This window comes from Dactylosporangium sp. CS-033363 (genome assembly GCF_050942475.1).
Classification (GTDB): Bacteria; Actinomycetota; Actinomycetes; order Mycobacteriales; family Micromonosporaceae; genus Dactylosporangium.
Genome location: NZ_CP192032.1, coordinates 4461988 through 4487659, shown reverse-complemented (window position 1 = coordinate 4487659; position 25672 = coordinate 4461988). Strand labels below are relative to the sequence as shown.

Annotated in this window: 25 protein-coding genes; 8 read left to right on the top strand and 17 right to left on the bottom strand. The window is 74.1% G+C overall.

What is annotated here, in order from left to right:
* Window positions 1–8: 8 nt before the first annotated feature.
* The 5 genes from ACQPZ4_RS20665 to ACQPZ4_RS20645 are packed head-to-tail and all read right to left on the bottom strand — an operon-like array spanning window position 9 to window position 5038.
* Window positions 9–800, bottom strand: a complete 792-nt coding sequence (locus ACQPZ4_RS20665) for an ABC transporter ATP-binding protein (protein WP_433063521.1) — start codon at window positions 798–800, stop codon at window positions 9–11.
* Window positions 797–1672 (bottom strand): ABC transporter permease, encoded by an 876-nt coding sequence (locus ACQPZ4_RS20660; protein ID WP_433063518.1) that lies wholly within the window; start codon window positions 1670–1672, stop codon window positions 797–799. Before ACQPZ4_RS20660 ends, ACQPZ4_RS20665 begins: the two co-directional genes overlap by 4 nt.
* 4 nt (window positions 1673–1676) lie before the next feature.
* Window positions 1677–2657: an ABC transporter permease gene (locus tag ACQPZ4_RS20655; protein WP_433063515.1), complete on the bottom strand. Its 981-nt coding sequence runs from the start codon at window positions 2655–2657 to the stop codon at window positions 1677–1679.
* Window positions 2654–3499, bottom strand: a complete 846-nt coding sequence (locus ACQPZ4_RS20650; protein WP_433063512.1) for an ABC transporter ATP-binding protein — start codon at window positions 3497–3499, stop codon at window positions 2654–2656. Before ACQPZ4_RS20650 ends, ACQPZ4_RS20655 begins: the two co-directional genes overlap by 4 nt.
* A 15-nt stretch (window positions 3500–3514) precedes the next feature.
* Window positions 3515–5038, bottom strand: a complete 1524-nt coding sequence (locus tag ACQPZ4_RS20645) for an ABC transporter substrate-binding protein (protein WP_433063509.1) — start codon at window positions 5036–5038, stop codon at window positions 3515–3517.
* Window positions 5039–5231: 193 nt separating this feature from the next.
* Here ACQPZ4_RS20645 and ACQPZ4_RS20640 point away from each other — a divergent pair, with 193 nt between their 5' ends.
* The 3 genes from ACQPZ4_RS20640 to ACQPZ4_RS20630 are packed head-to-tail and all read left to right on the top strand — an operon-like array spanning window position 5232 to window position 7281.
* The gene (locus tag ACQPZ4_RS20640; RefSeq protein ID WP_433063506.1) at window positions 5232–5957 is read left to right on the top strand and encodes an enoyl-CoA hydratase/isomerase family protein; all 726 of its coding nucleotides are present in this window, start codon (window positions 5232–5234) and stop codon (window positions 5955–5957) included.
* Window positions 5954–6769, top strand: coding sequence for a VOC family protein (locus tag ACQPZ4_RS20635; RefSeq protein WP_433063503.1), 816 nt, complete (start codon window positions 5954–5956; stop codon window positions 6767–6769). Before ACQPZ4_RS20640 ends, ACQPZ4_RS20635 begins: the two co-directional genes overlap by 4 nt.
* A complete protein-coding gene (locus tag ACQPZ4_RS20630; protein WP_433063500.1) occupies window positions 6766–7281 on the top strand; it encodes a flavin reductase family protein in 516 nt (171 codons plus the stop codon). Before ACQPZ4_RS20635 ends, ACQPZ4_RS20630 begins: the two co-directional genes overlap by 4 nt.
* On the opposite strand, the gene ACQPZ4_RS20625 is transcribed toward ACQPZ4_RS20630, so the two are convergent.
* Complete coding sequence (locus tag ACQPZ4_RS20625; RefSeq protein WP_433063497.1) at window positions 7228–8682, bottom strand: MFS transporter; 1455 nt, start codon at window positions 8680–8682, stop codon at window positions 7228–7230. The two genes, ACQPZ4_RS20630 and ACQPZ4_RS20625, sit on opposite strands and share 54 nt — an antisense overlap.
* 44 nt (window positions 8683–8726) lie before the next feature.
* Between ACQPZ4_RS20625 and ACQPZ4_RS20620 the strand changes: the two genes are divergently transcribed.
* Both ACQPZ4_RS20620 and ACQPZ4_RS20615 read left to right on the top strand, forming a co-directional pair.
* Window positions 8727–12164, top strand: a complete 3438-nt coding sequence (locus tag ACQPZ4_RS20620; protein WP_433063494.1) for a BTAD domain-containing putative transcriptional regulator — start codon at window positions 8727–8729, stop codon at window positions 12162–12164.
* A gap of 3 nt (window positions 12165–12167) precedes the next feature.
* Window positions 12168–13343 (top strand): PLP-dependent aminotransferase family protein, encoded by a 1176-nt coding sequence (locus ACQPZ4_RS20615; RefSeq protein WP_433063491.1) that lies wholly within the window; start codon window positions 12168–12170, stop codon window positions 13341–13343.
* On the opposite strand, the gene ACQPZ4_RS20610 is transcribed toward ACQPZ4_RS20615, so the two are convergent.
* Window positions 13280–13531 carry a 2TM domain-containing protein gene (locus ACQPZ4_RS20610; RefSeq protein ID WP_433063489.1) on the bottom strand — a complete coding sequence of 84 codons (252 nt, stop codon included), beginning with the start codon at window positions 13529–13531 and terminating at the stop codon, window positions 13280–13282. The genes ACQPZ4_RS20615 and ACQPZ4_RS20610 overlap by 64 nt on opposite strands.
* Window positions 13532–13673: 142 nt before the next feature.
* Here ACQPZ4_RS20610 and ACQPZ4_RS20605 point away from each other — a divergent pair, with 142 nt between their 5' ends.
* On the top strand, window positions 13674–16157 hold the full coding sequence (locus ACQPZ4_RS20605) for a 2Fe-2S iron-sulfur cluster-binding protein (RefSeq protein ID WP_433063486.1): 2484 nt from the start codon (window positions 13674–13676) through the stop codon (window positions 16155–16157).
* Here ACQPZ4_RS20605 and ACQPZ4_RS20600 read toward each other — a convergent pair.
* Complete coding sequence (locus tag ACQPZ4_RS20600; protein WP_433063483.1) at window positions 16147–16695, bottom strand: class I SAM-dependent methyltransferase; 549 nt, start codon at window positions 16693–16695, stop codon at window positions 16147–16149. The genes ACQPZ4_RS20605 and ACQPZ4_RS20600 overlap by 11 nt on opposite strands.
* Window positions 16696–16833: 138 nt before the next feature.
* Here ACQPZ4_RS20600 and ACQPZ4_RS20595 point away from each other — a divergent pair, with 138 nt between their 5' ends.
* Both ACQPZ4_RS20595 and ACQPZ4_RS20590 read left to right on the top strand, forming a co-directional pair.
* The gene (locus ACQPZ4_RS20595) at window positions 16834–17616 is read left to right on the top strand and encodes an alpha/beta fold hydrolase (RefSeq protein WP_433063480.1); all 783 of its coding nucleotides are present in this window, start codon (window positions 16834–16836) and stop codon (window positions 17614–17616) included.
* A 2-nt stretch (window positions 17617–17618) separates the two neighbouring features.
* Window positions 17619–19256, top strand: a complete 1638-nt coding sequence (locus ACQPZ4_RS20590) for an FAD-dependent oxidoreductase (protein WP_433063477.1) — start codon at window positions 17619–17621, stop codon at window positions 19254–19256.
* On the opposite strand, the gene ACQPZ4_RS20585 is transcribed toward ACQPZ4_RS20590, so the two are convergent.
* The 9 genes from ACQPZ4_RS20585 to ACQPZ4_RS20545 all read right to left on the bottom strand — a co-directional run bounded on the left by ACQPZ4_RS20585 (window position 19238) and on the right by ACQPZ4_RS20545 (window position 25630).
* Window positions 19238–20275, bottom strand: coding sequence for a hypothetical protein (locus tag ACQPZ4_RS20585; RefSeq protein WP_433063475.1), 1038 nt, complete (start codon window positions 20273–20275; stop codon window positions 19238–19240). The genes ACQPZ4_RS20590 and ACQPZ4_RS20585 overlap by 19 nt on opposite strands.
* A gap of 18 nt (window positions 20276–20293) precedes the next feature.
* Window positions 20294–20761, bottom strand: a complete 468-nt coding sequence (locus tag ACQPZ4_RS20580; RefSeq protein WP_433063472.1) for a MaoC family dehydratase — start codon at window positions 20759–20761, stop codon at window positions 20294–20296.
* Window positions 20761–21480 carry an enoyl-CoA hydratase/isomerase family protein gene (locus ACQPZ4_RS20575; RefSeq protein WP_433063469.1) on the bottom strand — a complete coding sequence of 240 codons (720 nt, stop codon included), beginning with the start codon at window positions 21478–21480 and terminating at the stop codon, window positions 20761–20763. The genes ACQPZ4_RS20580 and ACQPZ4_RS20575 overlap by 1 nt, the downstream gene beginning before the upstream one ends.
* Window positions 21477–22448, bottom strand: a complete 972-nt coding sequence (locus ACQPZ4_RS20570) for a zinc-binding dehydrogenase (protein ID WP_433063466.1) — start codon at window positions 22446–22448, stop codon at window positions 21477–21479. The genes ACQPZ4_RS20575 and ACQPZ4_RS20570 overlap by 4 nt, the downstream gene beginning before the upstream one ends.
* A complete protein-coding gene (locus ACQPZ4_RS20565) occupies window positions 22430–23116 on the bottom strand; it encodes a nitroreductase family protein (RefSeq protein WP_433063463.1) in 687 nt (228 codons plus the stop codon). Before ACQPZ4_RS20565 ends, ACQPZ4_RS20570 begins: the two co-directional genes overlap by 19 nt.
* On the bottom strand, window positions 23113–23835 hold the full coding sequence (locus ACQPZ4_RS20560; RefSeq protein ID WP_433063461.1) for a nitroreductase family protein: 723 nt from the start codon (window positions 23833–23835) through the stop codon (window positions 23113–23115). The genes ACQPZ4_RS20565 and ACQPZ4_RS20560 overlap by 4 nt, the downstream gene beginning before the upstream one ends.
* The gene (locus tag ACQPZ4_RS20555; protein ID WP_433063458.1) at window positions 23832–24749 is read right to left on the bottom strand and encodes a nuclear transport factor 2 family protein; all 918 of its coding nucleotides are present in this window, start codon (window positions 24747–24749) and stop codon (window positions 23832–23834) included. Before ACQPZ4_RS20555 ends, ACQPZ4_RS20560 begins: the two co-directional genes overlap by 4 nt.
* A gap of 78 nt (window positions 24750–24827) precedes the next feature.
* The gene (locus tag ACQPZ4_RS20550; protein ID WP_433063455.1) at window positions 24828–25172 is read right to left on the bottom strand and encodes a hypothetical protein; all 345 of its coding nucleotides are present in this window, start codon (window positions 25170–25172) and stop codon (window positions 24828–24830) included.
* A complete protein-coding gene (locus ACQPZ4_RS20545; RefSeq protein WP_433063452.1) occupies window positions 25169–25630 on the bottom strand; it encodes a cupin domain-containing protein in 462 nt (153 codons plus the stop codon). The genes ACQPZ4_RS20550 and ACQPZ4_RS20545 overlap by 4 nt, the downstream gene beginning before the upstream one ends.
* Between the last annotated feature and the right edge of the window lie 42 nt (window positions 25631–25672).

The window sequence follows — 25672 nt, the reverse complement described above, 5'->3', positions numbered from 1 at the left end:
GGTGGGTGTCAGCTCCAGGAGGGGATGGCGGCGAGCAGGCGCCGGGTGTACTCCTGCTCCGGGTGGTCGAGCACGTGGTTGACGTCGCCCTGTTCGACGACCCGCCCGGCGCTCATCACGGCGATGCGGTCGCAGAGGTCGCTGGCGAGCATGAGGTCGTGGGTGACGAACAGCAGCCCGATGCCGAGCTCGTCGACGAGGGTGCGGAACAGCCCGACGACCTTGGTCTGGGTGGTGACGTCCAGGGCGGTGGTGCACTCGTCGGCGATGACCAGCGACGGGCGGGTGACGACGGCGAGCCCGATGGCCACCCGCTGGCGCAGGCCTCCGGAGAGCTGGTGCGGGTAGCTGGCCAGGACCCGGGCGGTGTCGGTGATCCGCATCTGTTCCAGCACCTCGACCGAGCGCCGCTCGACGTCGGCCCGGGTGATGCCGGGGACGTGGCGGTGCAGCACCTCGGCGAGGTGGGTGCGCACCTTCATGAGCGGGTTCAGCGAGCGCGAGGCGTCCTGGAACACCATCCCAACCGCAGTGCCACGGACTTTTCCGGTACGGTCCGTGCCCGGCGCCACGATCCGCTCGCCCGACAGTTCGATCGCGCCGCGCTCGACGCGCACGTTGCGCTCCAGCAGGCCGACGACGGAGCGGGCGAGCGTGGTCTTGCCGCTGCCGGACTCCCCCACCACGCCGACGATCTCGCCGCGGCCGATGCTCAGGTCGACGTCCTGCAGCAGCGGCACGTCGCCGGCGCCGACCGTCGCGGTGATGGAGAGCCCGGTGACGTCCAGCAGGCCGGTCATCGGCGCCTCTTCCTCGGGTCGTGGTGGGTGAGCAGCGCGTCGCCGAGCAGGTTGACCAGCACGACGAGGACCGTGATGGCCAGGCCCGGGAAGAACGCGATCCACCAGGCCTGGCTGAGCTCGTTCTGCCCGGAGGCCAGCAGCGACCCCCAGCTGATCATCGGCGGGACGACGCCCAGCCCGAGGAAGCTCAGCGCGCTCTCGACGAGGATCGCGGTGCCGACCTGGAGCGTGCCGAGCGCGACGATGGTGCCGGCCAGGTTGGGCAGGATGTGCCGGAAGACGATCCGGCCCTCCGACGCCCCGGCGGCGCGCAGCCCGAGCACGAACTGCCGCTCCCGGATAGCCAGCGTGGCCGAGCGGGTGACCCGGGCGCAGATGGCCCAGCCGGTCAGCGACAGCACGAGGAACAGCACCGGCAGGGAGCTGCCCCGGTTCGAGATGATCGCGAGCGCGATGAGGATGAACGGCAGGGCCAGCTGCGCGTCGATGAGGATGGAGATGACCCGGTCGACCCAGCCGCGGAAGTACCCGGCGAGCAGCCCCAGCAGGGTGCCGGGCCCGATCGCGACGAGCGCGCCGACGAGGCCGATGACGATGGTCAGCCGGCCCGCGGAGACGAACTGGGTGAGCACGTCCTGGCCGAGCTTGTCGGTGCCGAGCGGGTGCGACCAGGTGCCGCCGCCGAGCCAGCCGGGCGGGCGGCGGGTCGCGTCGAGGTTCTGGCCGCCGTCGGGCAGCAGGCCGGTCAGCGGCAGGACGAACACGGCCACGGCGATGACGGCGATCGGCACCGCCAGCCAGAACGCGGACGTCCGCCGCCGGGTCTTCTTCGTGATGGTGCTCGCGGGCGCGATGGCGACCTCGGTCACGCTGTCACCTCACCCGGGGGTCGACGAGGGAATGGATGACGTCCACGAGCAGGTTCAGCACGACGAAGACGAGCGCGCCGAAGACGACGATCGCCTGCACGAGCGGGAAGTCGCGGAACTGGATGGCCTGCAGGGCGAGCTGGCCGAGGCCGGGCCAGGAGTAGACGTACTCGACGGCGACCGCCCCGGAGAGCAGGATGCCGGTCTGCAGCACGACGATGGTGAGGATCGGCATCAGCGCGTTCTTGAACGCGTGCCGCCACACGACCCGGCTGGGCAGGATGCCGCGGGCGCGGGCCGAGTCGATGAAGGGCTCGGCGAGCGCGTCGCTCATCGAGGCTCTCGTGAGGCGGGCGATCTGGGCCATCGGGTACACCGACATGGTCAGCGCCGGCAGCACCAGGTGTGCCGGGGTGCCGGACTGCCCGGCCGGCAGCCAGCCGAGCTTCACCGCGAAGAGCACCACGAGCATCATGCCGAACCAGAACACCGGCACCGACTGGCCGAGCAGGGCCAGCGTGGAGGCGGCCCGGTCCCACCAGGTGCCCTCGCGGGTCGCGGCGAGCACGCCGAGCGGGACGCCGACGAGCACGGCCAGGGCCATGCCGGCCGCGACCAGCTGCAGCGTGAACGGCAGCCGATCCATGATCATGGTGGTGTTGGGCTGGTAGAACTGCAGCGAGTTGCCGAGGTCGCCGGTGAAGACGCCCTTCATGTAGTCCAGCCACTGCACGAGCAGCGGCCGGTCCAGGCCGAGCTCGTGGCGCAGCTCGATGCGCTGCTCCTCCGGGGCCATCGGGCCGAGGATCGTGGCCGTCGGGTCGCCGGAGAGCCGGCCGAGCAGGAACGCCCCGGTCAGCGCGATGAGCAGCGACGCGAGCAGGGCCCCGACGCGGCCGGCGACGCGCCGGACCGTGCCGGCCCTTCGCGACGGGGCCTTCGGAGGAGAGGCCTTCTGTGCAGGCTGCACGGTGGTCGAGCTCATCGGCGGGCCCTCCATTTCGCGCCGGGCATGGCGGCCAGCAGCTCGCGCGTGTAGTCGTTCTCGGGTTCGGCGAAGACCCGCTCGCACGGGCCGGACTCGACGACCTGGCCGCGGTACATCACGTGCACCGTCTCGCACACCGAGCGCACGACGGCCAGGTCGTGGCTGATCATGAGCAGCGCGGCGCCGGTCGCCGTGCGGATCTCCTTGAGCAGGGCCAGCACGTCGGCCTGCACGGAGACGTCCAGGCCCGAGGTCGGCTCGTCGGCGACGATGAGCCGGGGCCGCATGAGCAGGGCGCGGGCGATGCACACCCGCTGGGCCTGGCCTCCGGAGAGCTGGTGCGGATACCGCTCCAGCAGCTCGGGGGCGAGCCGGACCCGGCCGAGCAGGTCGTCGTCGGTGATCCAGGCGGTCCGCTCGGGCTGCAGCGCCCGCAGCTCCCGCAGGCCCGAGCGCACCGACTGGCGCGGGTCGAGCGAGCCGTGCGGGTCCTGGAAGACCACCTGGACCTCGGGCCGCAGCCGGCGCAGCTGCTTGCGGCCGACCTTGGACAGCGAGTGCCCGAGCAGGCGGATGTCGCCCTCCCCGCGCGGGCCGAGCCCGGTCGCGGCGAGGGCGAGCGTCGTCTTGCCGGAGCCGGACTCCCCCACGACCGCCACGCTCTCGCCGGCGTCGATGCGCAGCGACACGTGGTCCACGGCCCGGAAGATCTCGCCGGTCGTGCGGTTGCGGTGCTCGACGACCAGGTCGTCGACCACCAGGACGGGTGCGTCCGTCTCGGGGGTGCCGGGGTGGCGGGCAACAGCGCCCGCCACCTCCGTCTTCGCTGCCTCAGGCATGTTCCCGTGGTTCCGTCAGTGGGTCGTCTTGGTGAAGTCGACGGTGTTCAGGGGGCCGAACACCACGCCCTTGACCGTCGGGCCGGTCGCGTAGTTGAAGATCTGGCGGTACAGCGGGACGTAGCAGTGCTTGTCGACCACGCCGATCGTGTTGAGCTGCTCGTAGATCGGGGCCGCGGCCGCCGCGTCGTTCTGCTGCAGCGCCTTGGTGGCCAGGTCGTCGATCTGCGGGTCGGCGCAGTTGCCGGTGATCGACTTCGTCCGCATGAAGCCGCTGACGAAGTAGTCCGGCGAGGCCACGTTCGGGACGCCGGCGAAGATCGCGATGCCGGGAACCTGGTGGCCGACGACCCGCTTGACCAGCGTGCCGTAGTCGATCGGCACGTAGTTCACCTTGAACCCGGCCTTCTCCAGCGCCCCGCCGACGGCCTGGGAGACCTCGGCGATGTTGGTGTACTGCGCCGCCGGGTAGGTGATCTGCACGGTCGGCCCCGCGGCGCCCACGAGCTCCTTGGCCTTGGCCGGGTCCGCGGTCACGCTGGAGGCCGGCTTCTGGCCCGGCGTGACGTTGAGCAGGCCGGCGTCGGCGACGGCCTGGCCGTCGAAGATGCCCTTGACGATCGCGTCCCGGTCGATGGCCAGGGCGGCCGCCTCCCGCAGCTTCGGGTCGTTGAAGGGCGCCTGGGTCGAGTCCAGGAACGCGATGATCTTGATCGCGGTCTCGGTGCTCGTCACGTTGACGCCGGCCTTCTTGGCCTCGGTCGCCTGCGCGGGCGGCAGGTCGAAGGAGACGTCGACGCTCTTGCTCTGGATCAGGGCCAGCCGCTGCGACGCCTCGTTGGCCCACGTGAACGTGATGCCGGAGTTCTGCGCCTTGTTCGGGCCCCAGTAGTTGTCGTTCTTCTTGACCGACATGTCCCGCCCGGCGTGGGCGCCGTCCCACACGTAGGGTCCGGTGCCGATCGGAGCGGCGGCGAAGCCCTCCGAGCCCTTCTCCTTGTAGTAGGCCGGCGGCACCAGGTACACGGTGGTGAACAGGTCGGGGTAGTTGTACTGCGGGGTCTTGGTCTTCATCACGACCGTGGTCGCGTCCGGCGCCTCGACGCTGGCGACGTTGGCGAAGTACGACTTGAGCTGCGACGACGGCGCGTCGCGGGTCAGCGTCAGGGTGTTGGCCACGGCGGCCGCGTCGGCCTTCTCGCCGTTGCTGAACGAGACGCCTTCGCGGACCTTGAAGGTCCAGGTCGTCGGGTCGGTGCGGGTCCAGCTCGTCACGATGCCGGTGTCGATCGGCTTCAGCGACGCGTCGGTGTTGATGAGCGGCTCGAGCATCGTGGCCCAGACGATCTGGGCGGAGCGCGCGCCGACGATGGGGTCGAGGGTGGCCGGCTGAGCGGCCAACAGGGCGCGGATCGGGGCGGTGTTCGGGGTGTCACCGCTCGCGCCGGAGTCTGACGTTCCGCCACAGGCGGCCAGGCCGAACGCCGCCACGGCAACCGTGGTGAGCAGCGATAACGACCGTCGGGGGTGCTTCATCATTATGGATGTCCTTCACAGCGATGAGGCTGATGTGTCACTGCGAATCGAGCCCGTGACGCTCGCCACAAAGTACCGACCAGCCGGTATCAAGTCAACAGGTCGAATCGGTATCCCGCTCATGACGCCGGTATGACAAAGCGCCGGTCAGAGGCCTGCGTTGTCTTCATACCGACTGGTATGTATGATCCGCCACGTGCCCATCTCACTGACCCGCGAACACGACGGCCGCGTCGCCCGGGTGCGCTTCGACAACGCCGGGCGCGGCAATTCCTTCGACGACGCCGCCCTGCGCGAGCTGGTCGCGACCCTGGAGGCCGCGGCCGCCGAGCCGGCCTGCGCGGTCGTGCGCCTGGACATGGCCGGGCGGCACTTCTGCGGCGGCTGGGACACGGCCTCGTTCGCGGGGCTCGGCGCGGCCACCACCGAGTCGGTCGCGGACGGCCTGCGCGACAGCGACGCCCAGCTCGGGCGGGTCCGCGACCTGCCCGTCCCGGTCGTCGCCGCGGTCCGGGGCCGGGTCATCGGCTTCGGCGCCGGGCTCCTCGCCGCGCTCCATCTGCCCATCGCCGGACAAAATGCCCGGCTGTCGCTGCCCGAGGTCCGCTTCGGCTTCGCGCCCGCCGGCGTCGGCTTCACCATCGCCCACCGGCTGCCCCGCCCGCACGCCTACGCGCTGCTCACCGGGGTCACCGAGGCCACCGCCGAGCAGCTGCTGGGCTGGGGCCTCGTGGCCCGGGTGGTCCCCGACGACGACCTCGACGCCGAGGTGGACGCGGTGGTGGCGGGGCTGGCCGCGGTACCCGGGGACACCCTGCGCGGCGTGGTCGGGGTGGTCGAGGCGAGCCTGGCCACCGGCAGCCCCGAGCGGGCCTATCAGATCTCCGCCGCCACCATCACCTCCGGGGAGCTCCGCGCATGAGTCACCGCTTCTCCGCCGGCGAGGCCGTCTGGGTCGAGCTGTGCACCCCCGATCCGGACAAGGCCGAGCAGTTCTACGCCGCCCTGCTGGGCTGGGAGGTCCGGCACGAGCAGCTGGGCAGCGCGACGTACCGGATGTGCAGCGTCGACGGCCGGGACGTGGCGGGCATTTCGGACGCCAACGCCCTGCACGGCGGCCGACCGCGCGGCTGGATCACCTACTTCGCCGTCGACGACATCGAGCGCTCCGCCGGCCAGGCCGTCGAGCTCGGCGGCGAGCTGGTCACCCGCCCCCGGTACCTCCCGGCCGCCGGCACCGGCGCCGCCGTCATCGACCCGTTCGGCGCGGTCTTCGGCCTCTACCAGGGCGAGTCCCGGGCCGGCGTACAGGCGGTCAACTCGGCCGGCGCGCTGTGCTGGAACGAGCTGGACACCGGCGAGCCCGAGCGCTCGGTCGAGTACTACCGGACCCTGTTCGGCTACACCGCCCAGCAGCGCGACGACTCCCCCACCGCCCGGCCGTACACCGTGCTCATGCTCGGCGACGTCCCGGTCGCGGGCGTGCTGGAGCTGGACAACGAGTGGCCGAACCAGCTGCCGTCCAAGTGGGTCACGTACTTCTCCGTCGCCTCCCTCGACGCGGCCCTCGCCCGCGTCACCGCGCTCGGCGGCACGGCCACGGTCGGCCCGGTCGACAGCCCGCACGGGCGCCTGCACCTGGTCAAGGACCCCGGCGGCCACACGCTGTGCCTCATCGAGCTCGAAGGCGGGCTCCGCCCCGATCACCCCTCCGACCCGGCGGTGCAACGATGATGACTGAGCCCCTCTTCGACTCGGCCGAGTTCCGCCAGGTGTGCGGGCACTTCCCCACCGGCGTCACCGCCGTGACCGCGGTGACCCCCGACGGCGCGACGGCCGCGCTGACCGTGAACTCGTTCACCTCGGTCTCGCTGACCCCGCCGAAGGTGCTGTTCTGCCTGGCCACGTCGTCGTCGAGCTTCCGGGTCCTGATGGACTCCGAGCGCATCGCGATCCACATCCTGGGCCAGGACCAGGAGGACGTGGCCCGCCGCTTCGCCACCTCGGGCCTGACCGGCACCGAGAAGCTCGGCGGGGTCGCCTGGGTTCCAGGCCCCGATGGTGTACCGCTCCTGCCTGGCACCCCCGCCGTGCTCGCCGGGCGCAAGGACGAGGTGATCACCAGCGGTGACCACGTCATCATCCTGCTGGACGTGGACCACGTGCATCTGAAGCCCTCGAAGGTGCCGGCCCTATCCTTCTACCGCGGCCGGTTCGTCGCCCCGAACGGCCCCGTCGCCGAGTGACTGCGCCGTGCCGTCCAGCGTGTACCGCCGCTGCAGCAGGATCGCCGCGGCCATGAGCACGGCCGGCACGAGCGTGAACCCGTAGCGGACCGCGGCGATCGCCCCGGCGGACTGGGTGACCTGCTCGCCGGCCGCGGTGGCCACGAACCCGCCGACGGCCAGGCAGGCCGAGTACGCGTACGGCCCCAGCGCACCCCCGGTCGCCTCCGCCGCGGTCCACAGCCCCGTGTAGCTCCCGGCCCGCGCGGCCCCGCCCGACCCGTTCGCGGCGATGACGTCGGGCACCATCGACAGCGGCATCAGCTGCATCGCCGCGAACGCCACACCCAGCACGGCCACCGCCCCGATCAGCACCGGCAGGCCGGCCGCCTTCCCCAGCGCCAGCACCAGCGACCCGGCCACGAACGCGGCCTGGGCGGCGAGCAGGCCGCGCTGCTTGCCGATCCGCCGGGCGACCAGCACCCACAGCGGCGTGGCGAGGACCGCCGGGGCCATGAACGCGCCGATGAGCAGCGAGGTCAGCGCGGCCCGGCCCAGCACGTACTCCGCGAAGTACGGCATCCCCGCCAGCACCAGGTTCATCGTGATCGCGACGGTGAGATACGACCCGGCCAGCCACCGGAACTGCCGGTCCCGCAGCGCGATGAGCAGGCCGCCGCGATGCCCGGGCGCGGTGCGCTCGCCGCCGCCGGGCCCGGGCGCGGTGCGCTCGCCGCCGCCGGGCCCGGGCGCGGTGCGCTCGCCGCCGCCGGGCCCGGGCGCGGACCGCGGACCTGGCGCGACCCTGTTCAGCCGTGCGACGCCGCCGATGCCGGCCAGCATCGCCAGCAGCATGACCGCCCCGAAGACCAGGGCCATCCGCGCGTAGTCGCCGACGCCCGGGTCCTCGCCCGCCAGCAGCGGCGCGAGGACCCCGCTGACCAGCACGCCGACCGTGATGACCACGTTGCGGTAGCCCATCAGGCGGGTTCGCTCGTGGTAGCCGATGCCGAGGTCGGCGGGCGTCGCGAGGTACGCCACCTGATAGCAGGCGTAGAGCAGGTTCCCGGCGACGAACACCACCGCGACCCACACCGCGGCCGGAATCCCGTGCAGGCCCCACGGCACCGCGAACATGGCCACGAACGTGAGCACGACGAGGCAGCCGACCAGCATCAGCCGGAGCCGGTGGCCGCGGGCGGACCGGTCGGCGTCGGAGAGCCAGCCGACCCACGGGTGCAGCACGACGTCGACGATGTTCGGCACCAGCAGGACCAGGCCGGCCGCGAGCGGGGGGACGGCGAGGACGTCGGTCAGGAAGTACAACAGGAACAGGCCCGGCACGGTGACCCAGATCCCCATGCCGACGGACCCGGCGGCGAACGGGGCGAGGGCGCGCAGGGGCAGTCGAGCGGTCGTCATGGGCGGCCTCCGGGACTTCGCCGAGTGTCATGGATGATAGGGGCGTGCCGGTCGGCGGATCCACGGTGTACCTCGAGGTGCTCGGCCCGCTCCGGCTGTGGCGGGACGGCGCCGAGCTGGACCCTGGCCCCCGCCAGCAGGCGTACCTGCTCGCCCTGCTGCTGGCCCGGGCCGGCCGCCCGACGAGCACCGGCGAGCTGATCGACCTCATCTGGGGCGACGACGCCCCGGCCAGCGCGCTCAACGTCATCCACAAGTACGTCGGGGCGCTGCGCCGCACGCTCGAACCGCTGCTGCCGGCCCGCGAGAACGGGTCGTTCCTGCACCGGCGCGGCAACGCCTACGTGTTCACCGCCGAGCCCGACCGGCTGGACCTGCTCACCTTCCGGCGGCTCGCCGCCGTGGCCGGGGCCGAGCCGCACCGGGAGACGGCGCTCGGGCACTACGCCGAGGCGCTCGCCCTGTGGCGCGGCCCGGCCGGCAACGGCGTCGCCGGCGGCACCGGGGCGGCCACCGTGTTCGCCGCGCTCGACGACGAGTTCTACGCCGCCTGCACCGCCGCGGCCGAGCTCGCCGTGGCGACCGGCCGGCCCGAACCGGTGCTGCCGGCACTGCGGCTGGCCGCGTCGATGGCGCCGTTCCACGAGCCGGTGCAGGCCGGGCTGGTCGCGGCGCTCGGGGCGGCCGGGCTGCAGGCGGAGGCGCTGTCGGTGTACCGCACGGTCCGCGGCCGCCTCGCCGACGAGCTCGGCATCGACCCGGGCGCGGCACTGGAGGCCGCCCACCGCCGCGTCCTCGCCCAGACGGCGGCAGGACCGGACCCCGCGGCCGGCGCCACTACCGGCGCCGCCACCACCGCCACCCACGGCGCTACCGCCACCACCGCCGCCCACGACGCCACCGGCCACGCCACTACCGCCCACGGCGCCACCACCACCGCCGCCCACGCCACCAGCGGCGCCGACACCCGCGGCGCCGACACCCGCGGCGCGGCGACTGTCGCCGTCGCGGCGGCCAACGGCGAGGTGTGGGCGGGCGCGGGGCCGGCGCTGGTCGGCCGGGTCGAGGAGCTGGCGATGCTGCGCCAGGCGGTGGAGGGTGCGGTCGCGGGCCGGACCGCCGTCGCCGTGGTCGAGGGCGAGCCAGGTGTCGGCAAGACCCGCCTGCTCGAGGAGGCGGCCGCGCTCGCCGCCCGGCTCGGGGCGCTCACCGTGTGGGGCACCTGCCTGGAGGGCGACGGCACGCCGGCGATGTGGCCGTGGGAGCAGGCGCTGGGAAGGCTCGTCGAGGCGCTGCCGGCCGCGGCCCGCGAGCAGCGGCTGGCCGGCGAGCTCGGGCTGCTCCTGGACTCCCGCGGACTCGGGCTGCTCCTGGAGCCCGGCAACGAACGCGTGCGGGACGGATCGGACAGCAACACCCGACTCGGACTGCCACAAGAACCCCGCGACGACGCCGGGCGGGGCGGATCGGACGGCAGCGCCGTGCGGGGCGGATCGGACAGCAACGCCCGGTTCCGGTTGTTCGAGCAGGTGGTCGCGCTCGTCGGGCAGGCCTCGGCGCAGCGGCCCACCGTGCTGATCCTCGACGACCTGCAGTGGGCCGACGCGGCCTCGCTGCAGCTGTTCCAGCACCTGGCGACCCGGCTGCCGGCCGGCGCCGCGATCGTCGGCGCGCTGCGGGACCGGGCGCCGGCGCCGCACGAGCAGCTCGCCCAGGTGCTGGCCAAGGCGAGCCGGGTGCCGGGCCACCGGCGGTTCCGGCTCGGCCCGCTCGGCCTGGCCGACGTCACCGAGCTGGTCCGCCGCGAGGCCGGGCTCGACCCGGACGCCGGGGTGGCGCGGGCCATCCACGCCCGCACCGCCGGCAACCCGTTCTTCGTGCGCGAGCTGTCCCGGCTGCTCGACGAGGCCGGCGCGCTGCGCGGCGGCGACGCGGACGCCCCGGCCCGGGTGCCGTCGACCGTGCGCGACGTGGTCCGCGACCGGATGGCCGGCCTCGACGAGCGCGCCCGCGACCTGCTGCAGGTGGCCGCGCTCATCGGCCGGGACGTCGACCTGCGGCTGTTGTCGCGGGCGAGCGGAGTACCGGTGGCGGACTGTCTGGATCGGCTCGAACCGCTGCAGGCCCTCGGGCTGCTCGAAGCGGGGCCCGCGGACCCGTCGGCGCTGCGCTTCGCGCACGACCTGGTGCGCGAGTCGGTGTCGGAGACCACGGCGGCGCCGAAGGTGGTGCGGCTGCACCTGCGGGTCGCCGACGCCCTCGAGGCCGTCCACGCCGACGACGAGGCCGCGGCCGAGCGCCTCGCGTTCCACCTGTGGGCCGCGGGGCCGCTCGCCGACCCGGAGCGGACCGCCGGGGCGCTGATCCGGGCCGGGCGCCGCGCCGCGAACCGGCTCGCGTTCGAGTCGGCGGACCGGCACCTGCGCTCGGCGGTCCAGGTCGCCCGCACGACCGGCCGGACCGAGCTGGAGCTGGACGCCCTCACCCTGCTCGCGATCGTGCTGCGGCGCCAGGCGGGCTACGACGCCTCGATCTTCGACCTGCTGGAGCGGGCCGAGTACCTGGCCATGGCCCTGGGCCGGGACGCCGAGGCGGCCGACTTCCTGTTCATCCGCGTGATGGGCGCGTACACGGCGATGGAGCGCGAGCGCGGCCGGCTCGCCAAGCGCATGCACGAGCGGGGCGAGGCGTCGAGCGATCCGGCCATCCGGCGGTACGGCCGCCAGGCGTGGGGCCTGCACCAGTGGGACATCGGCAACATCGGCGAGGCGCACCGGTCCTTCACCGCCGAGGACGACTCCTCCACCTCCGCGGACACCCCGCTGCGGCGCGACGGTGCCATCCCCGGCGAGGGGCCCGGCTGGCGCGCCGTGACCACCGCCCTGCACGGCGACGTCGAGACCGCGCTGGCCTTCGTCGACTCGTGGGACGCGCCGGGCGACCCGTACGCGGCCTCGGTCTGGGTCTACTACACGACGATGATCGCCTCGATGGCCGGGGACGCCGGGCGGGCCCGCCGGGCCGGGGAGCGCTGGGTCGCCGCCGGCCTGGACCGGCTGCGCTCGCAGATCGACCACTACATCCGGCAGAACTGGTGCTGGGCCCGCGCCCTGACCGGCGACGACCCGGCCGGGGCGGCGGCCGAGGCGGAGGAGCTGCTGGCCGCGAGCCTGCTCGACCCTCCGCAGTGGGGCGTCGCGTACCAGTACGGCCTGATCGCCGAGATGTGGCTCGCCGCCGGGATGCCGGACCGGGCCGCCGACGCGCTCGCCCGCGCCGACGCGGCCCTGTGGGACCACGGCCAGCGCTACGCGGAGGGGCTGCTGCTGCTGGTCCGGGCGCGGCTGGCCCAGGCCCGCGGCGAGCCCGCCGGCGCGGTCCGCCAGGCCGCCGAGCAGGCCCGCGAGCGCTCCGCCGCCGTCGGGTCGCACCTGTTCGCCGCCCGCGCGGAGCGGTTCCTGGCCGAGCTCGAGAAGGAGTGAAGCGTGACGCTCTCCGAACTGGCCCGCGGCCTGGCGCCCCCGAAGGCGTTCGTCGACGCCAGCCTCAATGCCCCCGCGGTCGCGGCGATCAGCCTGACCAGCGGCGTGCCCGCGCCCGAGGCGCTGCCGGTCGAGGCGATCGCGAAGGCCTCGGCGGCGCTGTGGTCGGACCCCGCGGCCGCGACCGCCGCCCTGCAGTACTCCCAAGGCCAAGGCCTCCCCCGCCTGCGGGAGTGGATCGCGGCGCGGGAGGGCGTCGACCCGGCCCGCATCGTGCTGACCAACGGCGGCATGCACGGCCTCACCCTCGCCGTGCTCACCGTCGTCGAGCGCGGCGCGACCGTCGCCGTCGACGACCCGGTGTTTCCCGGCTTCCTGTGGGCCCTGGAGGTCGCGACCACGCGGATCCTGCCGGTCCCGGTGCGGGCGGACGGATTCGACGTCGAGCACCTCGCCGCGCGCCTCGCCGCCGGGGAGCACATCGCGGCCGCCTACACCGTGCCCGACTTCCACAACCCGGCCCAGGTGAGCCTGTCCGCCGCGAAGCGGGCCGAGCTGATGCGGCTGGCCGAGCGGCACGGGTTCTACGTGCTCGTCGACGACCCGTACCGCGAGCTCCGCTTCGCCGGCCGCGACCAGGGCACGGCGGCGTTCCACGACTCGGACCGGGCGATCCACGTCAACTCCTTCACCAAGACGCTCGGGCCCGGCTGGCGGGTCGGCTGGCTGGTCCTGCCCGAGCACCTCGTCGCGCCGGTGACCGGGCTGCGCGGGCGGCTCGACGTGCACACGTCGTCGGTGACCCAGGCGATCGTCGAGCGGCTCGTGACGGCGGACGATCGGTGGTACGACGACCTGGTCGGCGCGGCCGCCGCCCTCTACCGCGAGCGCGCCCGGGTGCTCGCCGGCGCGCTGCGCGAGCAGCTCCCGGGCGCCTTCGCGATCGATGAGCCCGAGGGCGGGCTGTTCCTGTGGCCGCGGCTCACCGACGACCGCCTCGACCCCGCGGCCCTGTGCCGGCGGGCGGCCGCCGCCGGCGTGCTGTACCAGCCAGGGGTGTCGTTCGCGGCCGACCGGACCCGGCCGTCCCCGTCGGAGCGCCACCTGCGCTTCGCCTACAGCGACCGCACCCCGGCGGAGCTGGTGGAGGCGGTGGGCCGGCTGGCGTCGGTCTTCTGAACGGCCGCGCGGACCGCCCAGACGTGCACCACCAGGCCGACCCCCCAGCCGAGGATCGACCAGATCGGCCAGAAGTGCAGCTCCGGGGTGAACAGCCACCAGACCAGAACCTGGATCAGGTTGGCGGCGAGGTAGCACAGGGCGTGGATGCGCACGCCCCAGCGCATGGCGTTCGTGTTCTTGTGCATGGCGTCGGCCTCTCGTTCGGTACCACATCTGCGGTGTGCGGCAAACGCTAGGAGGGCGCACTGCACGGGCAGTGGACGCGCGTGAGCCGCGGATCCACGGGCCGTCCAGTGGCCGTCAACTCCGCTTCGTCACCCTGCGGGCATGGTTGAACACGAGGAAGCCGACGTCGTCGTCATCGGCTCGGGCATGGGCGGGCTGGCCGCCGCGCGCGCGATCGCGCAGTTCGGGGACAGGCGCGTGCTGGTGCTCGAGCAGCACTACACGCTCGGCGGGATGACGCACGAGTTCTCCCGGGCCGGGCGCTTCAGGTTCGGGACGGGACTGCACTACATGAGCGCGAGCGCCGGGCCGTTCCTGGAGTTCATGACCGACGGGCGGGCGCAGCTGGCCCCGCTGCCCGACGAGTACGACATCCTGCACTTCCCGGACTTCGACTTCGCCGTCCCGTCGGGGCCCGAGCGGTTCCGGGCCCGGCTCGTCGAGCGGTTCCCGGACGAGGCCGGCGCCATCGACGGCTTTTTCCGGACCGTCCGCCGGGCGATGACCGGGCTGGCGGCGCGCAACGTCCTCGCCTCGCTCCCGGCCGGCATCCGGGCGATCGGCGCGCCGCTCGTCGAGCGGCTCTACCCGTCGACCTTCCGGTCCTCGGCCGAGCAGGTGGCCCGCAGCGTCCGCGATCCGCGCCTGCGCGCGATCCTGGCCGCCCGGTGGGGCCTCTACGGCATTCCTCCGACCGCGAGCGCGTTCGGCTACCACGCCGCCGTGCCGCTGACGTTCTTCATGGACGGCACCGCACACCCCGTCGGCGGCCCGGCAGAGCTCGGCCGGATCATCGTGCAGATTCTGCGCCGGTACGGTGTCGAGCTCCGTCCCCGCCAGCTCGTCCACGAGGTGCTCGTCGAGCGCGGCCGGGTGACCGGGGTCGACGTCGAGGACACCGGCACCGGCGGCCGCTATCGCGTGAAAACGGCCGCAGTCGTCTCCGCCGCCGGGGTCCGCAACACCTACGCGCTGATCGGCCAAAGTGGACGGTTGAACGACCTGCCCGCCGAACCGTCGGCGCTCATGCTGTTCCTCGGCCTGGACCGCTCCCCCGCCGAGTTCGGGGTGCGCGGCGAGAACCACTGGTTCATGCCGGGCCTCGACGCGTACGACGGCACGCTGTACGTGTCGTTCCCGTCGCTGAACAACCCGGCCGCCCGCCACCACACCGTGGAGGTCCTCGAACTCGTCGACCCGGCCGTCGTGGACCGGTGGCGGGGCGCGAAGGAGGACGGGTACCGGGAGTTCAAGGCGGCGGTGACCGCGCGGCTGCTCGACCGGCTCGAACGCCAGTGGCCCGGGTTCCGCTCCGCGGTGGCGTTCGCCGAGCTGGGCACGCCGCTGTCGTTCGAGCACTACCAGGACAGCGCCCGCGGCTCCTTCTACGGCCTCGCCGCGACCCCGCAGCGGCTGCGGTCGGCGCGGGCGGGTTGCCGTACACCCGTGAAGGGCTTGTTCGTGGCCGGGCAGGACGCCTGGGGCTCCGGGGTGGTCGGCGCCCTCGCCGGCGGGCTGATGGCGGCCAACGCGGTGCTGCGCCCGTCGCAGCTCGGCACCATGTGGCGGACCGTGCGGGCGCGGCCGGCGGCCCGGGACGCCGCCGTGCCGTGGGAGGGTTTCCTGCGCGTGGCGGCGGTCGAGGCGCTGACCCCGCAGGTCCGGCGGATCCGGCTCGAATCGCTGGACGGCGGCCCGCTGCCGTTCACGTTCGCGGGCGGGCAGTACGTGAAGCTGGAGCTGCCGGTGGCCGTCGAGCCGATCGAGCGCTCGTACTCCATCTGCAGCGGCCCGGACGCGCTGGAGATCGCGGTGAAGCACGAGCCGGACGGGCTCGGCTCCGGCTTCCTGCACACCGACCTCGCACCGGGCGATGTGCTGCGGGTCAGCGGCCCGCACGGCGCGTTCACCCTGGAGCCCTCGGAGCACACGCTGCTGATCGGCGGCGGGGTCGGCGTCACCCCGTTGCTCGGCATGCTGGCCGGGGCGACCGGGCGCATCGACCTGCTGGTGAGCTACCGGACCGCGGAGGACGTGCTGTTCGCGGCGGAGCTGGTGGCGTTGCGGGAGCGGCTGCCCGGCCTGCGGGTGCACGAGTTCGTCACCAAGGAGACGGGCCGGATCGGGCTGGAGGCGCTGCGGCCGTTCGCCGGCGCGACCCGGGTGCACCTGTGCGGGCCGGCGGGGATGATGCAGGAGCTGATCGGGCACCTGACCGACCTGGGCGTGCCGCGCGAGGCCATCCACACCGAGGCGTTCGTGTCGGGCCGCAGCGCGCAGACCCGCCGGGAGCGGGCGCACGCGATCGCCCTGGCCGCCGGGGCCTCGACGTTCACGATCGGCGTGGCGGGCGACCGCGCGTTCCCGTGCCGGCCCGGGCAGACCGTGCTCGACGCGGCCAACGCGGCCGGGGTCGACCTGCCGCAGTCGTGCGGGGAGGGCTCGTGCGGGACGTGCCGGGTGCGGGTGCTGGCCGGCGGGTACGAGACCGACAGCCGCGGCCTGTTCTCCGCCGGCGAGCTGGCCGCGGGGTGGCGGCTGGCGTGCCAGACCCTGCCCACCGGGGACCTGACGATCAGCCGGTGACGATCGGCCGCCGGCAGCAGTAGACCAGGGCGGGCGGGAGGTTCGCCCACACCGTCCTGGTCACCAGCACCTCGTCGAACCCCGCCCGCAGCGCGCGCAGCAGCCGGCGGGCGGGGGCGGCCCAGCGGGTGTGGACGTACGCGAACGTGGTGAACACGCCGTCCGGGGCCAGGGTCGCGGCGACGGCCGACAGCACGTCGCGCTGTTGCGCCCGGGCGAACGCGGCCCACGGCAGCCCGCTGACGATGACGTCGGCGCGGGGGAGGCGGCGCTCGGACAGTACCGTCGCCAGGTCTTGGGCATCTGCGATCACCACCTCGACCGCGGGGTGCCGGTCGGCCAGGTGCTGCGCGAACCGGGCGTTGAGCTCCACGGCGACGTGGCGGCCGCGGCCCGCCAGGCGCCGCTGGATGACGCCGGTGAAGGCGCCGGTGCCCGGGCCCAGCTCGACGACGAGCGGATCGCCGGTGCGGGGCACGGCCGCCGTGGCCAGCCGGGCGAGGGCCGGACCGCTGGGTGCGACGGCCGCGACCGTCATCGGATCGCGAACAAACTCCGAAAGAAACATGGCTCAGGCTGGATCCGCGCAGTGGACGGGCACTGAATCGCCGCGTCCACTGGGCGTCAACTGGGCGATCGTACGGTCTGCGGCAACAGCTTCCAAGGAGAGGTCCTGATGATGCCAACCCGTCGCACCGTGCTGACCGGAACCGCCGCGATCGCCACCGGCGCCATGCTGAACCCGGCGGCCGCGGAGGCGCACCGCCCCAAGCCCACCGTCGTGCTCGTGCACGGCGCGTTCGCCGACGCGTCCGGCTGGAACGACGTCGCCGAGCGCCTGCTGCGCGACGGCTACCCCGTCGTCGCCCCGGCCAACCCGCTGCGCGGGGTCGCCTCCGATGCCGCGTACCTCGCGAGCATCCTCGCCACGATCGGCGGGCCGGTGGTGCTCGCGGCCCACTCGTACGGCGGGATCGTCATCACCAACGCCGCCGCCGGCAACCCGAACGTCAAGGCCCTCGTCTACGTCGCCGCGTTCGCCCCGGACCAGGGCGAGAACCTGCTGGGGATGCAGACCCGGTTCCCCGGCAGCCGGCTCGACGAGTCCGCGCTGGACTTCCGCCCGTACGGCGACGGCCTCATCGACGCCTACATCAAGCGCGACGCGTTCCCGCCGGTCTTCGCCGGGGACGTGCACCGGGGCACCGCCGAGGTGATGTGGGCCGGGCAGCGGCCGGCCGACGTGCGGGCGCTGGGCGAGCCGTCCGGCGCACCCGCCTGGAAGAGCATCCCGTCGTGGTACCTCGTGGCCCGCGAGGACAAGGTGCTGCCGCCCGCCGCGCAGCGGTTCATGGCCCAGCGGGCGGGGTCCCGGACCCGCGAGGTCAAGGCGTCGCACGTGGCGATGATCGCGCAGCCGGCGGCGACCGCGGACCTCATCCAGGAAGCCGGCCGCTAACCATGCTGGACGAGGAGCAGTTCCGCCGGCTCGCCGCCTATGGTGAGCCGGAGCACGCCGAGGCCGGCCGGGCCCTGTTCACGTCGGGCGAGCGCTCGTACGACTGCTTCCTCCTGCGCACCGCCGCCGTGGACATCGTGCGGGACGCGACCGCGCTCGAGCCGGAGCGGCTGCTGTTCCGGGCCGGGCCGGGCGACGTCCTCGGCGAGCTGAGCCTGCTGACGGGGCAGCAGGTGTACCTCTCGGCGCGGGTCGTCGCGGCCGGCGCGGTGGTGCGCATCGGCGCCGCGCGGCTGCGGCAGGCCCTCGCCGACCAGGCCGACCTCGCCGACCTGCTGATGGCGGCGTTCCGGGAGCGGCGCGAGGTGATCCGCGCCGCCCCCGGGGGCCCGCTGCACATCCTCGGCCGCGGGGAGACGGCGGAGACCCTGGCGCTGCGGACCTATCTGGCCCAGTTCGTGCTGCCGCACACGTGGCTCGACGCTTCCTCCGCGACCGGGCGGGCGCTCATGGCGCTGTCCGGGCTCGGCGACGCCGACCTCCCGGCCGCCGTGTCCGGCGGCGCGGTGCTGCGCCGGGCCACGCCGGGGGTGGTGGCGGAGGCGCTCGGGCTCACCTACCGGGCCGACGGGCGCCCGGTCGACCTGGTCGTGGTCGGCGCGGGCCCGGCCGGGCTGGCCGCCGCCGTGTACGGGGCGTCCGAGGGCCTGAACACGGTGCTGCTGGACCGGGCCGGGGTCGGCGGGCAGGCGGCGAAGAGCGCCCGGATCGAGAACTACCTCGGCTTCCCGGACGGCGTCAGCGGCGCGGACCTCACCCGGCTGGCGATGCTGCAGGCGCTCAAGTTCGGCGTGAAGCTCTCCGCGCCGTGCGCGGTGACCGGCCTCGACCTCGCCGACGAGCACCGGCCGGTCGTCGTGCTGGAGCACGGCGAGCGCATCCCGTGCCGGGCCGTGATCGCCGCGACCGGGGCCGACTACCGGCGGCTGGACCTGCCGCGGTGGGCGGCGTTCGAGCGGGCGGGCTGCATCCGGTACGCGGCGTCGGAGCTCGACGTCCGCGACTTCGCCGACCGGCCGGTGACCGTGCTCGGCGGGGCGAACTCGGCGGGGCAGGCGGCGCTGTCGCTCGCGGCGCAGGGGGCGGGCGTGCACCTGGTCATCCGGGGCGCGCGGCTGGAGTCCCGCATGTCGGCGTACCTGGTCGACCGGGTGCGGGCGCATCCGCGGATCCGGGTGTGTCCCGGCAGTACCGTCCGCGAGCTCGCCGGGGACGCCACGCTCACGTCGATCGTGACCGAGAACGCGGGCGGGCACCGGCAGCGCTTCGAGAGCCGGGCGCTGTTCTGCTTCATCGGCGCCGATCCGGGCTCGGGCTGGCTGACCGGGGTGGCGACCGACGACGACGGCTTCGTGCGCGCCGACGGCCCGCTGCCGTTCCAGACGAGCGCCGCGCGGGTGTTCGCGGTCGGCGACCTGCGGGCGGGCTCGATCAAGCGGGTGGCGGCGGCGGCCGGCGACGGGGCGAGCGCGGTCGCCTCCGTGCACGCGATCCTCGCCCAGCCGGCCGGGGCCGAGGTGGTCGCGACCGCCGAGACGTACGGCGACGTCAACGGCGCGTTTCAGCGGAAGGCGGGATAGCCGGTGGGCTCCGCGTCCAGGCCCCAGGTGTCCGTCGCCCACGCGCCCGCGTCGCGCAGGGCCGCCGACAGGACCGGGTAGTCGTCGCGCAGGTTGAGGGCGCCCCAGCGCCAGCGGGCGGTGAGCAGCTGCCGATAGGAGGGCCCGCGGCCGACCGGGCCGACGTGGGGCACGCCGTCGATGGCGCGGTCCGCGAACCAGCCGGTGTTGATCATTGTGTACGCCGCGCAGGCGTCGATCACCTCCCGCCGCCAGTTCGGGCCCACGGTGCCGAGGCCGTCGGTGAACGCGGCGAGGAGGTCCTCGGTCAGGCCGGGCGGCGGGTCGAACACGCACCAGCAGGAGGCGAACGGCAGCACCATGAAGGCGGCGGCGAGGGCCGGGTGGGCGACGTCGGCGCCCTCCAGGTCGAGGAACCACCACCGGCCGTCGATCAGCATGGCGTTGTCGGGGCACGTGTCGTCGGGCCAGAGCACGTCGGCCGGGCCGGGCTCCAGCAGCGCGGCGGCCCCGGCGAACTCGGCGCCGATCGCCGCCAGGTCGAGGCCGGGCAGGACGCGGGCCAGGTTGGCCAGGCCCCGCTCCAGCACCGGGAACGGGGCCTCGCCGGCCGGGCCGTGCGGCAGGCGGCGGCGCGCCTCGGCGACGGTGCTCCGGGAGCGGGCCAGCATCGCGCCGAGCTCGCGGGCCCAGCCGCGGGCGCCCGCCCAGGCCGCCTCGCGATCGGCGCCGAGCAGCAGGTCGGCGAGGGTGGGGTGCGGGCCGAGGTCGGACATGACGAGCAGCCGCCCGTCGCCGGAGCGGGCCAGCAGGTCGGCGGTGCGGTCGAGCAGGTCCAGCCCGACCGCCTCGCGCTCGTGCCCGCCCTCGTCGGCCAGGTAGTGCTTGACGATGACGGTGCGGTCCGCGGTCCGGCACCGCAGGACCCGCGATCGGCTGGAGCCGCCGAGGTCGCGGGGATCGTCCAGCGGAGCGCCGAGCGTCGTTTCGGCCAGGGCGAGGGTGTCGTCGGTGGGCACCCGGCAAGGATCGCAGCCTCAGGCGTAGTAGCGGAACACCGATTCGGCGGCGCAGCAGGTCTGGCCGTCCGCGGCGAACTCGATGACGACCGCGGCCTTGGCCTGGACTCCGCCGTCGATGCGGGTGGCGGCGGCCAGGGTGGCGGTGGCCTGGATCTCGGTGCCGGGCGGGAGGGGCTTGACGAACCGGACGCGGTCGAGGCCGTAGTTGACGCCCATGCTGTACGACTCGACCTCGAGGATGTCGGCGAGCAGCAGCGGGACGAGGGCGAGGGTGAAGAACCCGTGCACGATGGTGGAGCCGAACGGGCCGGAGCGGGCGCGCTCGACGTCGACGTGGATCCACTGGTGGTCGCCGGTCACATCGGCGAACGTGTTCACCTGCTCCTGGCTGATGGTGCGGGTGCCGCTGGCGCCGAGGTCCTTGCCGACGAGCGGCAGCAGGCCGTCGGGCGCGGCGACGGTGGTCTTGCTCGGGGTACGCATCAACGCTTCTCCTGGGACGCGAGGTGTTCGGTGAGGGTCTGCCACTCGCGGTCCCACGCGGTCTCGTCGACTGCGGGGCGGGCCACGCGCAGCATGCGGGCGATGGCGGCGGGGTCCAGGGCGGCCAGGTGCTCGGCCAGCGCGGTGACCCGGTCCCGCAGGGCGTCGGCCGGGACGCACTCGCTGACCAGGCCGTGGGCCATCGCCTCCAGGCCGGTCCAGGTCTCGCCGGTGAGCAGCAGGCGCCGGGCCGCGGCCGGGCCGATCGCCTGCGGCAGCATCACGCTGGAGCCCCAGCCGGGCACCTGGGCGGCGGCGATGTGCCGGTCGCCGATGCGGGCGGTGTCGGCCGCGACCGCGATGTCGCACGCGAGCAGCAGCTCCAGCCCGCCGCCGAACGCGACCCCGTTGACCGCGGCGATGGTCGGCACCGGGCTCGCGCGCACGGCCCGCACCAGCTGCCGGCCCCGGTCCAGGAACGCGCGCAGCGCCGGTTGGTCCCCGAGCAGCGCGGTCCCCTCGGTCATGTCGGCCCCGGCGCAGAAGTGCCGCCCGGTCCCGGTGAGCACCAGCACCCGCACGCCCGGTTCGCTCGCGCGGGCCAGCCACGCCTCCAGGCCCGCCATGACGGCCGATCCGCACGCATTGGCCGCATCGGTACGGTCGATCCGCGCCCACAACGCCGCCCCGCGCAGCGTCACCTCGACGGGGCCGCTCATGCGACGCGCACGCAGAGTTTGCCGAACGCGTCCCCGGCGAGCATCCGCCCGACCTGCTTGCCGGCGTCGGCGAGGTCGGCGGTGCTGTCGACGGTGGGCCGGATCCCGTGCGCGTCCACGAACGCGACCAGGTCCCGGAACTCCTCCAGGGTCCCCATGGTCGAGCCGCACACGGTGACCTCGCGGGCGAAGAGCCGGGCCAGGTGCAGCGGCGCGGTGAACCCGGTGGAGCCGCCGCAGACGACGATGGTGCCGCCGGCGCGGGTGGACAGCATCGAGTGCTCGAACGTGGCCGGCCCGACGGTCTCGACCACGATGTCGGCGAGCTGCGGCAGGCGCGCCCCGCTCTCCAGCGCGGCGGCGGCGCCGAGGGCCAGCGACCGCTCGCGCTTCCCGGCCGAGCGGGAGGTGACGACGACGGTGGCTCCGGCGGCGACGGCGAGCGCGGTGGCGGCGGTGGCGACCCCACCGCCGGCCCCCTGCACGAGCACGAGCTTGCCGGGACCGGCCTGGGCCTTGGTGAACAGCATCCGCCAGGCGGTGAGCCACGCGGTCGGCAGGCAGGCGGCCTCCTCCCAGGACAGCGCCTCCGGCTTCGGGACCAGGTGCGCCTCCGGCACCACCACGCGCTCGGCGAGCATGCCGTGCCCGGCGTCGGGCAGCAGGGTGGCGTGCGCGACCGTGCGGCCGGCGGTGTCGGCGGGCAGCACCGGGTACACGACGAAGGGTTGTCCATTGTGGACGACGGCCGCGTCGCTGCCGATGACGTGCGGGCCGGCGCCGGCGGGTTTGGCGATGCCGCGCAGGGTGAACACGTCGTGCATGTTGAGCGCGCCGGCCCGCACCTCGGCCTCGACCCACCCGTCCGGGGCCTCCGGAACGGGGAGCTCGCCCACCCCGACGGCGCCGGCCGGGTCCTCAGTGGACGGTTGCGCCACGAAGGCGGCCTTCATTTGGGGCCGTTCCACGATGCCACATCCTTCAGGTCGGCGCGGGCGGCGGGGCGGAAGTCGAGGCCCTTGGTGTACGCGACGGGCAGCAGGGTGATCGGCCGCCAGTCGTCGGGCAGGCCGAGCACCTCCTGGACCCGGCGGGCCTTGTGCGCCATCGCCGTGGCCATCACCGAGCCGAGGCCGCGCGAGCGCAGGGCGAGCTGGAAGGACCAGGCGAACGGGAAGACGGAGCCGTAGTACCCGGACGCGGCCCCGCCGACGGCCCGCTCGGGGATCGGCTTGGTGCTGCACAGGATCACGAGCACCGGCACCTCGGCGAGGTGGTCGACGAGGTACTTGACGGCGGCGAGCACCCGCTGCTGCCGCGCCGCCGCGACCGGGTCGGCCCGCACGGACGGCGACAGGCGCGTGACGGTCGCGGCCTCGCCCGTCTTCAGGGGTTCCTCGACGGTCTGGTACCAGACTTCGGTGTACAGCCGCGACAGCTGCTCCTTGAGCGCCGGGTCGTCGACCGCGACGATCCGCCAGTCCTCCAGGTTGGAGCCCATCGGCGCCTGCTGGGCCAGCCGCAGGCACTCCTCCACCACCTCGCGGCTGACGGGCCGCTCGAAATCCATCCGGTGCCGCACGGCCCGCGTGGTCGTCAGCACCTCGTCGATGTCGCGGATGACGGGTTCACTCATGCTTGCGCTCCTGGCTCGTCGAATGGCAGTGCCGCGCCCCACCGGTCGAGGTAGGCGACCTCGCTGACGGGCCGGCGGCGCGCGGGCCGGAAGTCGGTCCCGACGGTGTACGCGACCGGCAGCATCGTGATCTGCACCGCCTCGGCCGGAATCCCGAGCAGCGCCGCCGCCCGCTCGGCGTGGTGCAGGTGCAGCGTGGTGATGCAGGTCCCGAGTCCCCGGGCCCGCAGCGCGAGATTGAACTGCCAGATGGCCGGATACAGCGACCCGTACACGGCCGAGTGCGTCCCGGCCCCGCCGTGCGCCGGGTTGGGCCGGGTGGCGCAGGGAATGACGAGGTACGGCGCCCGCCCGATGTTGTGCGCCAGGTGCTCGGCCCCGTCCAACATCCGTTGGATTTTCGGCTCGACCCCGCCGTCCGCGCCCACGCCCCCGAGCCGGCCCTTCACCGTCCCGTGCCCGGTCCCTTCGGCGCTGTGCAACGGCTTGTGGACGTACTCGAGGTAGGCCTCGAGGTACATCGCGGCCAGCGCCTGCTTGACCTCCGGAGCCCCGACGACGACCCACCGCCAGTCCTCGGCCCCGCCACCGGTCGGCGCCTGCAGGGCGAGCTCCAGGCACTCCCCCACGACGCCGAGGTCAACGGGCCGGTCGTAATCCAACCGCTTGCGCACCGAACGCGTCGTGGTGAGCACATACCGCAGGTCGTTGGAATTCACAGCAGATCCTTGAGGTGGGCCGTGTCGCAGTACTCCCGGACGGCGGCGATCCGGTGCCCCCGAATCTCGACGATCCAGAGATACCGGTTCTGGTACCGCCGATCCCCGGCCAGCACCGCGTCCCCGCTGGCCTCGATCGCGATCAGCGTGTCGTCCTGAATCCAACGGTGCGGCGTGACGGTGACGGCGGGCGTGCGGTAGGCCCCGTCGGCAATGCGCCGGCGCATCTGCGCAAGCTTGTCCGCCATGGCCACGTTCCCGTGAAACGGCCCGTTGGCGTGAACGTCCCCCCGCCCGTGGTGGCGCCCTCGTGCGCGGTCCGGCCCGGTGTCGGTCCACCAGGTGGCGTCCTCGGTGAACAGTCCCGAAAACCCGGCAATGTCGCCGCGAGCCAGGGCGGGCCACATGTCCCCGACCGGCGCGGGCAGGGGTTCGCCTTGTTCCGGCACGCTGTCGAGCGCAGTGCGGGGAACGGTCGCGCCGCCACCGATGACGTCCTGCGCGTGCCACGTGTCGAGGTACTCGCGCACCGAGGTGATCGCGCCGAGCGCGTCGACGTCGAAGACGAACCCGTACCGGTTGGCGTACTGCTTGCCGCTCGCGTGCAGCCCGTCCCCGTCGACCTCGATCACGCACCAGTCGTCACCGACGACAACGCGGCGCGGAATCTGCCGGCACCCGGCCGGAAACGCGCCGGGCCCGAGCTCGCGCATGAGCCCGAGCTTGGCGTCCATCGCCATCAGCCCGTGCAACGGAAACCGCCCGCTGCCTTCAGGCGCAACCCCGGCGCGGCGATCGGGCCCGGTGTCGACCCACCAGGTGGCCCCGGGCGCGCAGAGCCGCTGCAGCCCTCCGATGGCGCCCTGGTCGAGCGCGCCGATGAACGCCATCCCCGCTCTGACCGCGCGCGTCATCGCGCCCCCTTCCAGCCGGTATGCCGTTCATACCGACTGGAAGGTATCTACCATGGCGCCCGGACCGGCGCAAGGCCCCTAGGCGACGGCGAGCGCCGCCACGGCGTGGATCAGCGTCAGCAGCGCCGCGCCCGCGATCATCGTCCACTTGCGACGGACGACGCCGATCGCCGCGTCACCGGCCTGTGCCGCGGCCGCCGCGAGCAGTACCACGGTGCCCGCCGGACCGGCCCACCACAGCGGCACGACGCCGGCGGCGACGCCGAGCGGGACGCCGCGGACCGCGTACATCCAGCCGTAGAAGCGCTCGCCGCCGGTCGGTGTGCCGCTGTCGCTCAGCGCCGCCGGGTGCACGCCGCCGATCACCGCGAAGGCGATGCTCGCGAGCGCCGCGATCGTGTTGGCCACCAGCAGGGCGGTCACGACGCGAACTCGGTGGACGGCTCGGTCCCGTACTTCGTCCAGACCTCCGCCACCGCGGCCGGCGTCAGCTGCTGCCCCGCCGCGACCATGTCCCGCAGGTCGCGGAAGTACTGCACGTACAGGTCCGGCGTGAAGGTGTTGAGCATGACCGCCGGCTCGTCGCCCAGGTTGGCGAAGGTGTGCGGGGCGCCCGGTGGCACCAGCACCCAGGTGCCCGGCCCGGCGTCGTGGTCGTCCGTGCCGACGGTGAAACGGACCCGGCCGGTCAGCACGTAGAAGCCCTCGTCGTGCTGGGCGTGGCGGTGCTGCGGCGGGCCCGGCGCGCGCGGGGGCAGGATGATCTCCGCCAGCCCCAGCCGGTGGCTCGTGTTGCCGCCGTCCTCGAGAATGCGAATCTTTGCCGGGCCGTTGACGATGAGCTCGCCCTCGCCCGGACCGACGATCGACACCGCGACCATGCTGACCTCCCGTAACCGGCTTCGTGAGAGTAGACTCTCACG

Coding starts and splice junctions, on each gene's coding strand:
- ACQPZ4_RS20595 (WP_433063480.1), top strand. CDS start 16,834: ATGATGCCAACCCGTCGCACCGTGCTGACCGGAACCGCCGCGATCGCC.
- ACQPZ4_RS20605 (WP_433063486.1), top strand. CDS start 13,674: ATGGTTGAACACGAGGAAGCCGACGTCGTCGTCATCGGCTCGGGCATG.
- ACQPZ4_RS20555 (WP_433063458.1), bottom strand. CDS start 24,749: ATGACGCGCGCGGTCAGAGCGGGGATGGCGTTCATCGGCGCGCTCGAC.
- ACQPZ4_RS20655 (WP_433063515.1), bottom strand. CDS start 2,657: ATGAGCTCGACCACCGTGCAGCCTGCACAGAAGGCCTCTCCTCCGAAG.
- ACQPZ4_RS20590 (WP_433063477.1), top strand. CDS start 17,619: ATGCTGGACGAGGAGCAGTTCCGCCGGCTCGCCGCCTATGGTGAGCCG.
- ACQPZ4_RS20600 (WP_433063483.1), bottom strand. CDS start 16,695: ATGACGGTCGCGGCCGTCGCACCCAGCGGTCCGGCCCTCGCCCGGCTG.
- ACQPZ4_RS20630 (WP_433063500.1), top strand. CDS start 6,766: ATGATGACTGAGCCCCTCTTCGACTCGGCCGAGTTCCGCCAGGTGTGC.
- ACQPZ4_RS20635 (WP_433063503.1), top strand. CDS start 5,954: ATGAGTCACCGCTTCTCCGCCGGCGAGGCCGTCTGGGTCGAGCTGTGC.
- ACQPZ4_RS20645 (WP_433063509.1), bottom strand. CDS start 5,038: ATGATGAAGCACCCCCGACGGTCGTTATCGCTGCTCACCACGGTTGCC.
- ACQPZ4_RS20545 (WP_433063452.1), bottom strand. CDS start 25,630: ATGGTCGCGGTGTCGATCGTCGGTCCGGGCGAGGGCGAGCTCATCGTC.
- ACQPZ4_RS20610 (WP_433063489.1), bottom strand. CDS start 13,531: ATGCACAAGAACACGAACGCCATGCGCTGGGGCGTGCGCATCCACGCC.
- ACQPZ4_RS20650 (WP_433063512.1), bottom strand. CDS start 3,499: ATGCCTGAGGCAGCGAAGACGGAGGTGGCGGGCGCTGTTGCCCGCCAC.
- ACQPZ4_RS20665 (WP_433063521.1), bottom strand. CDS start 800: ATGACCGGCCTGCTGGACGTCACCGGGCTCTCCATCACCGCGACGGTC.
- ACQPZ4_RS20575 (WP_433063469.1), bottom strand. CDS start 21,480: ATGAGCGGCCCCGTCGAGGTGACGCTGCGCGGGGCGGCGTTGTGGGCG.
- ACQPZ4_RS20565 (WP_433063463.1), bottom strand. CDS start 23,116: ATGAGTGAACCCGTCATCCGCGACATCGACGAGGTGCTGACGACCACG.
- ACQPZ4_RS20580 (WP_433063472.1), bottom strand. CDS start 20,761: ATGCGTACCCCGAGCAAGACCACCGTCGCCGCGCCCGACGGCCTGCTG.
- ACQPZ4_RS20625 (WP_433063497.1), bottom strand. CDS start 8,682: ATGACGACCGCTCGACTGCCCCTGCGCGCCCTCGCCCCGTTCGCCGCC.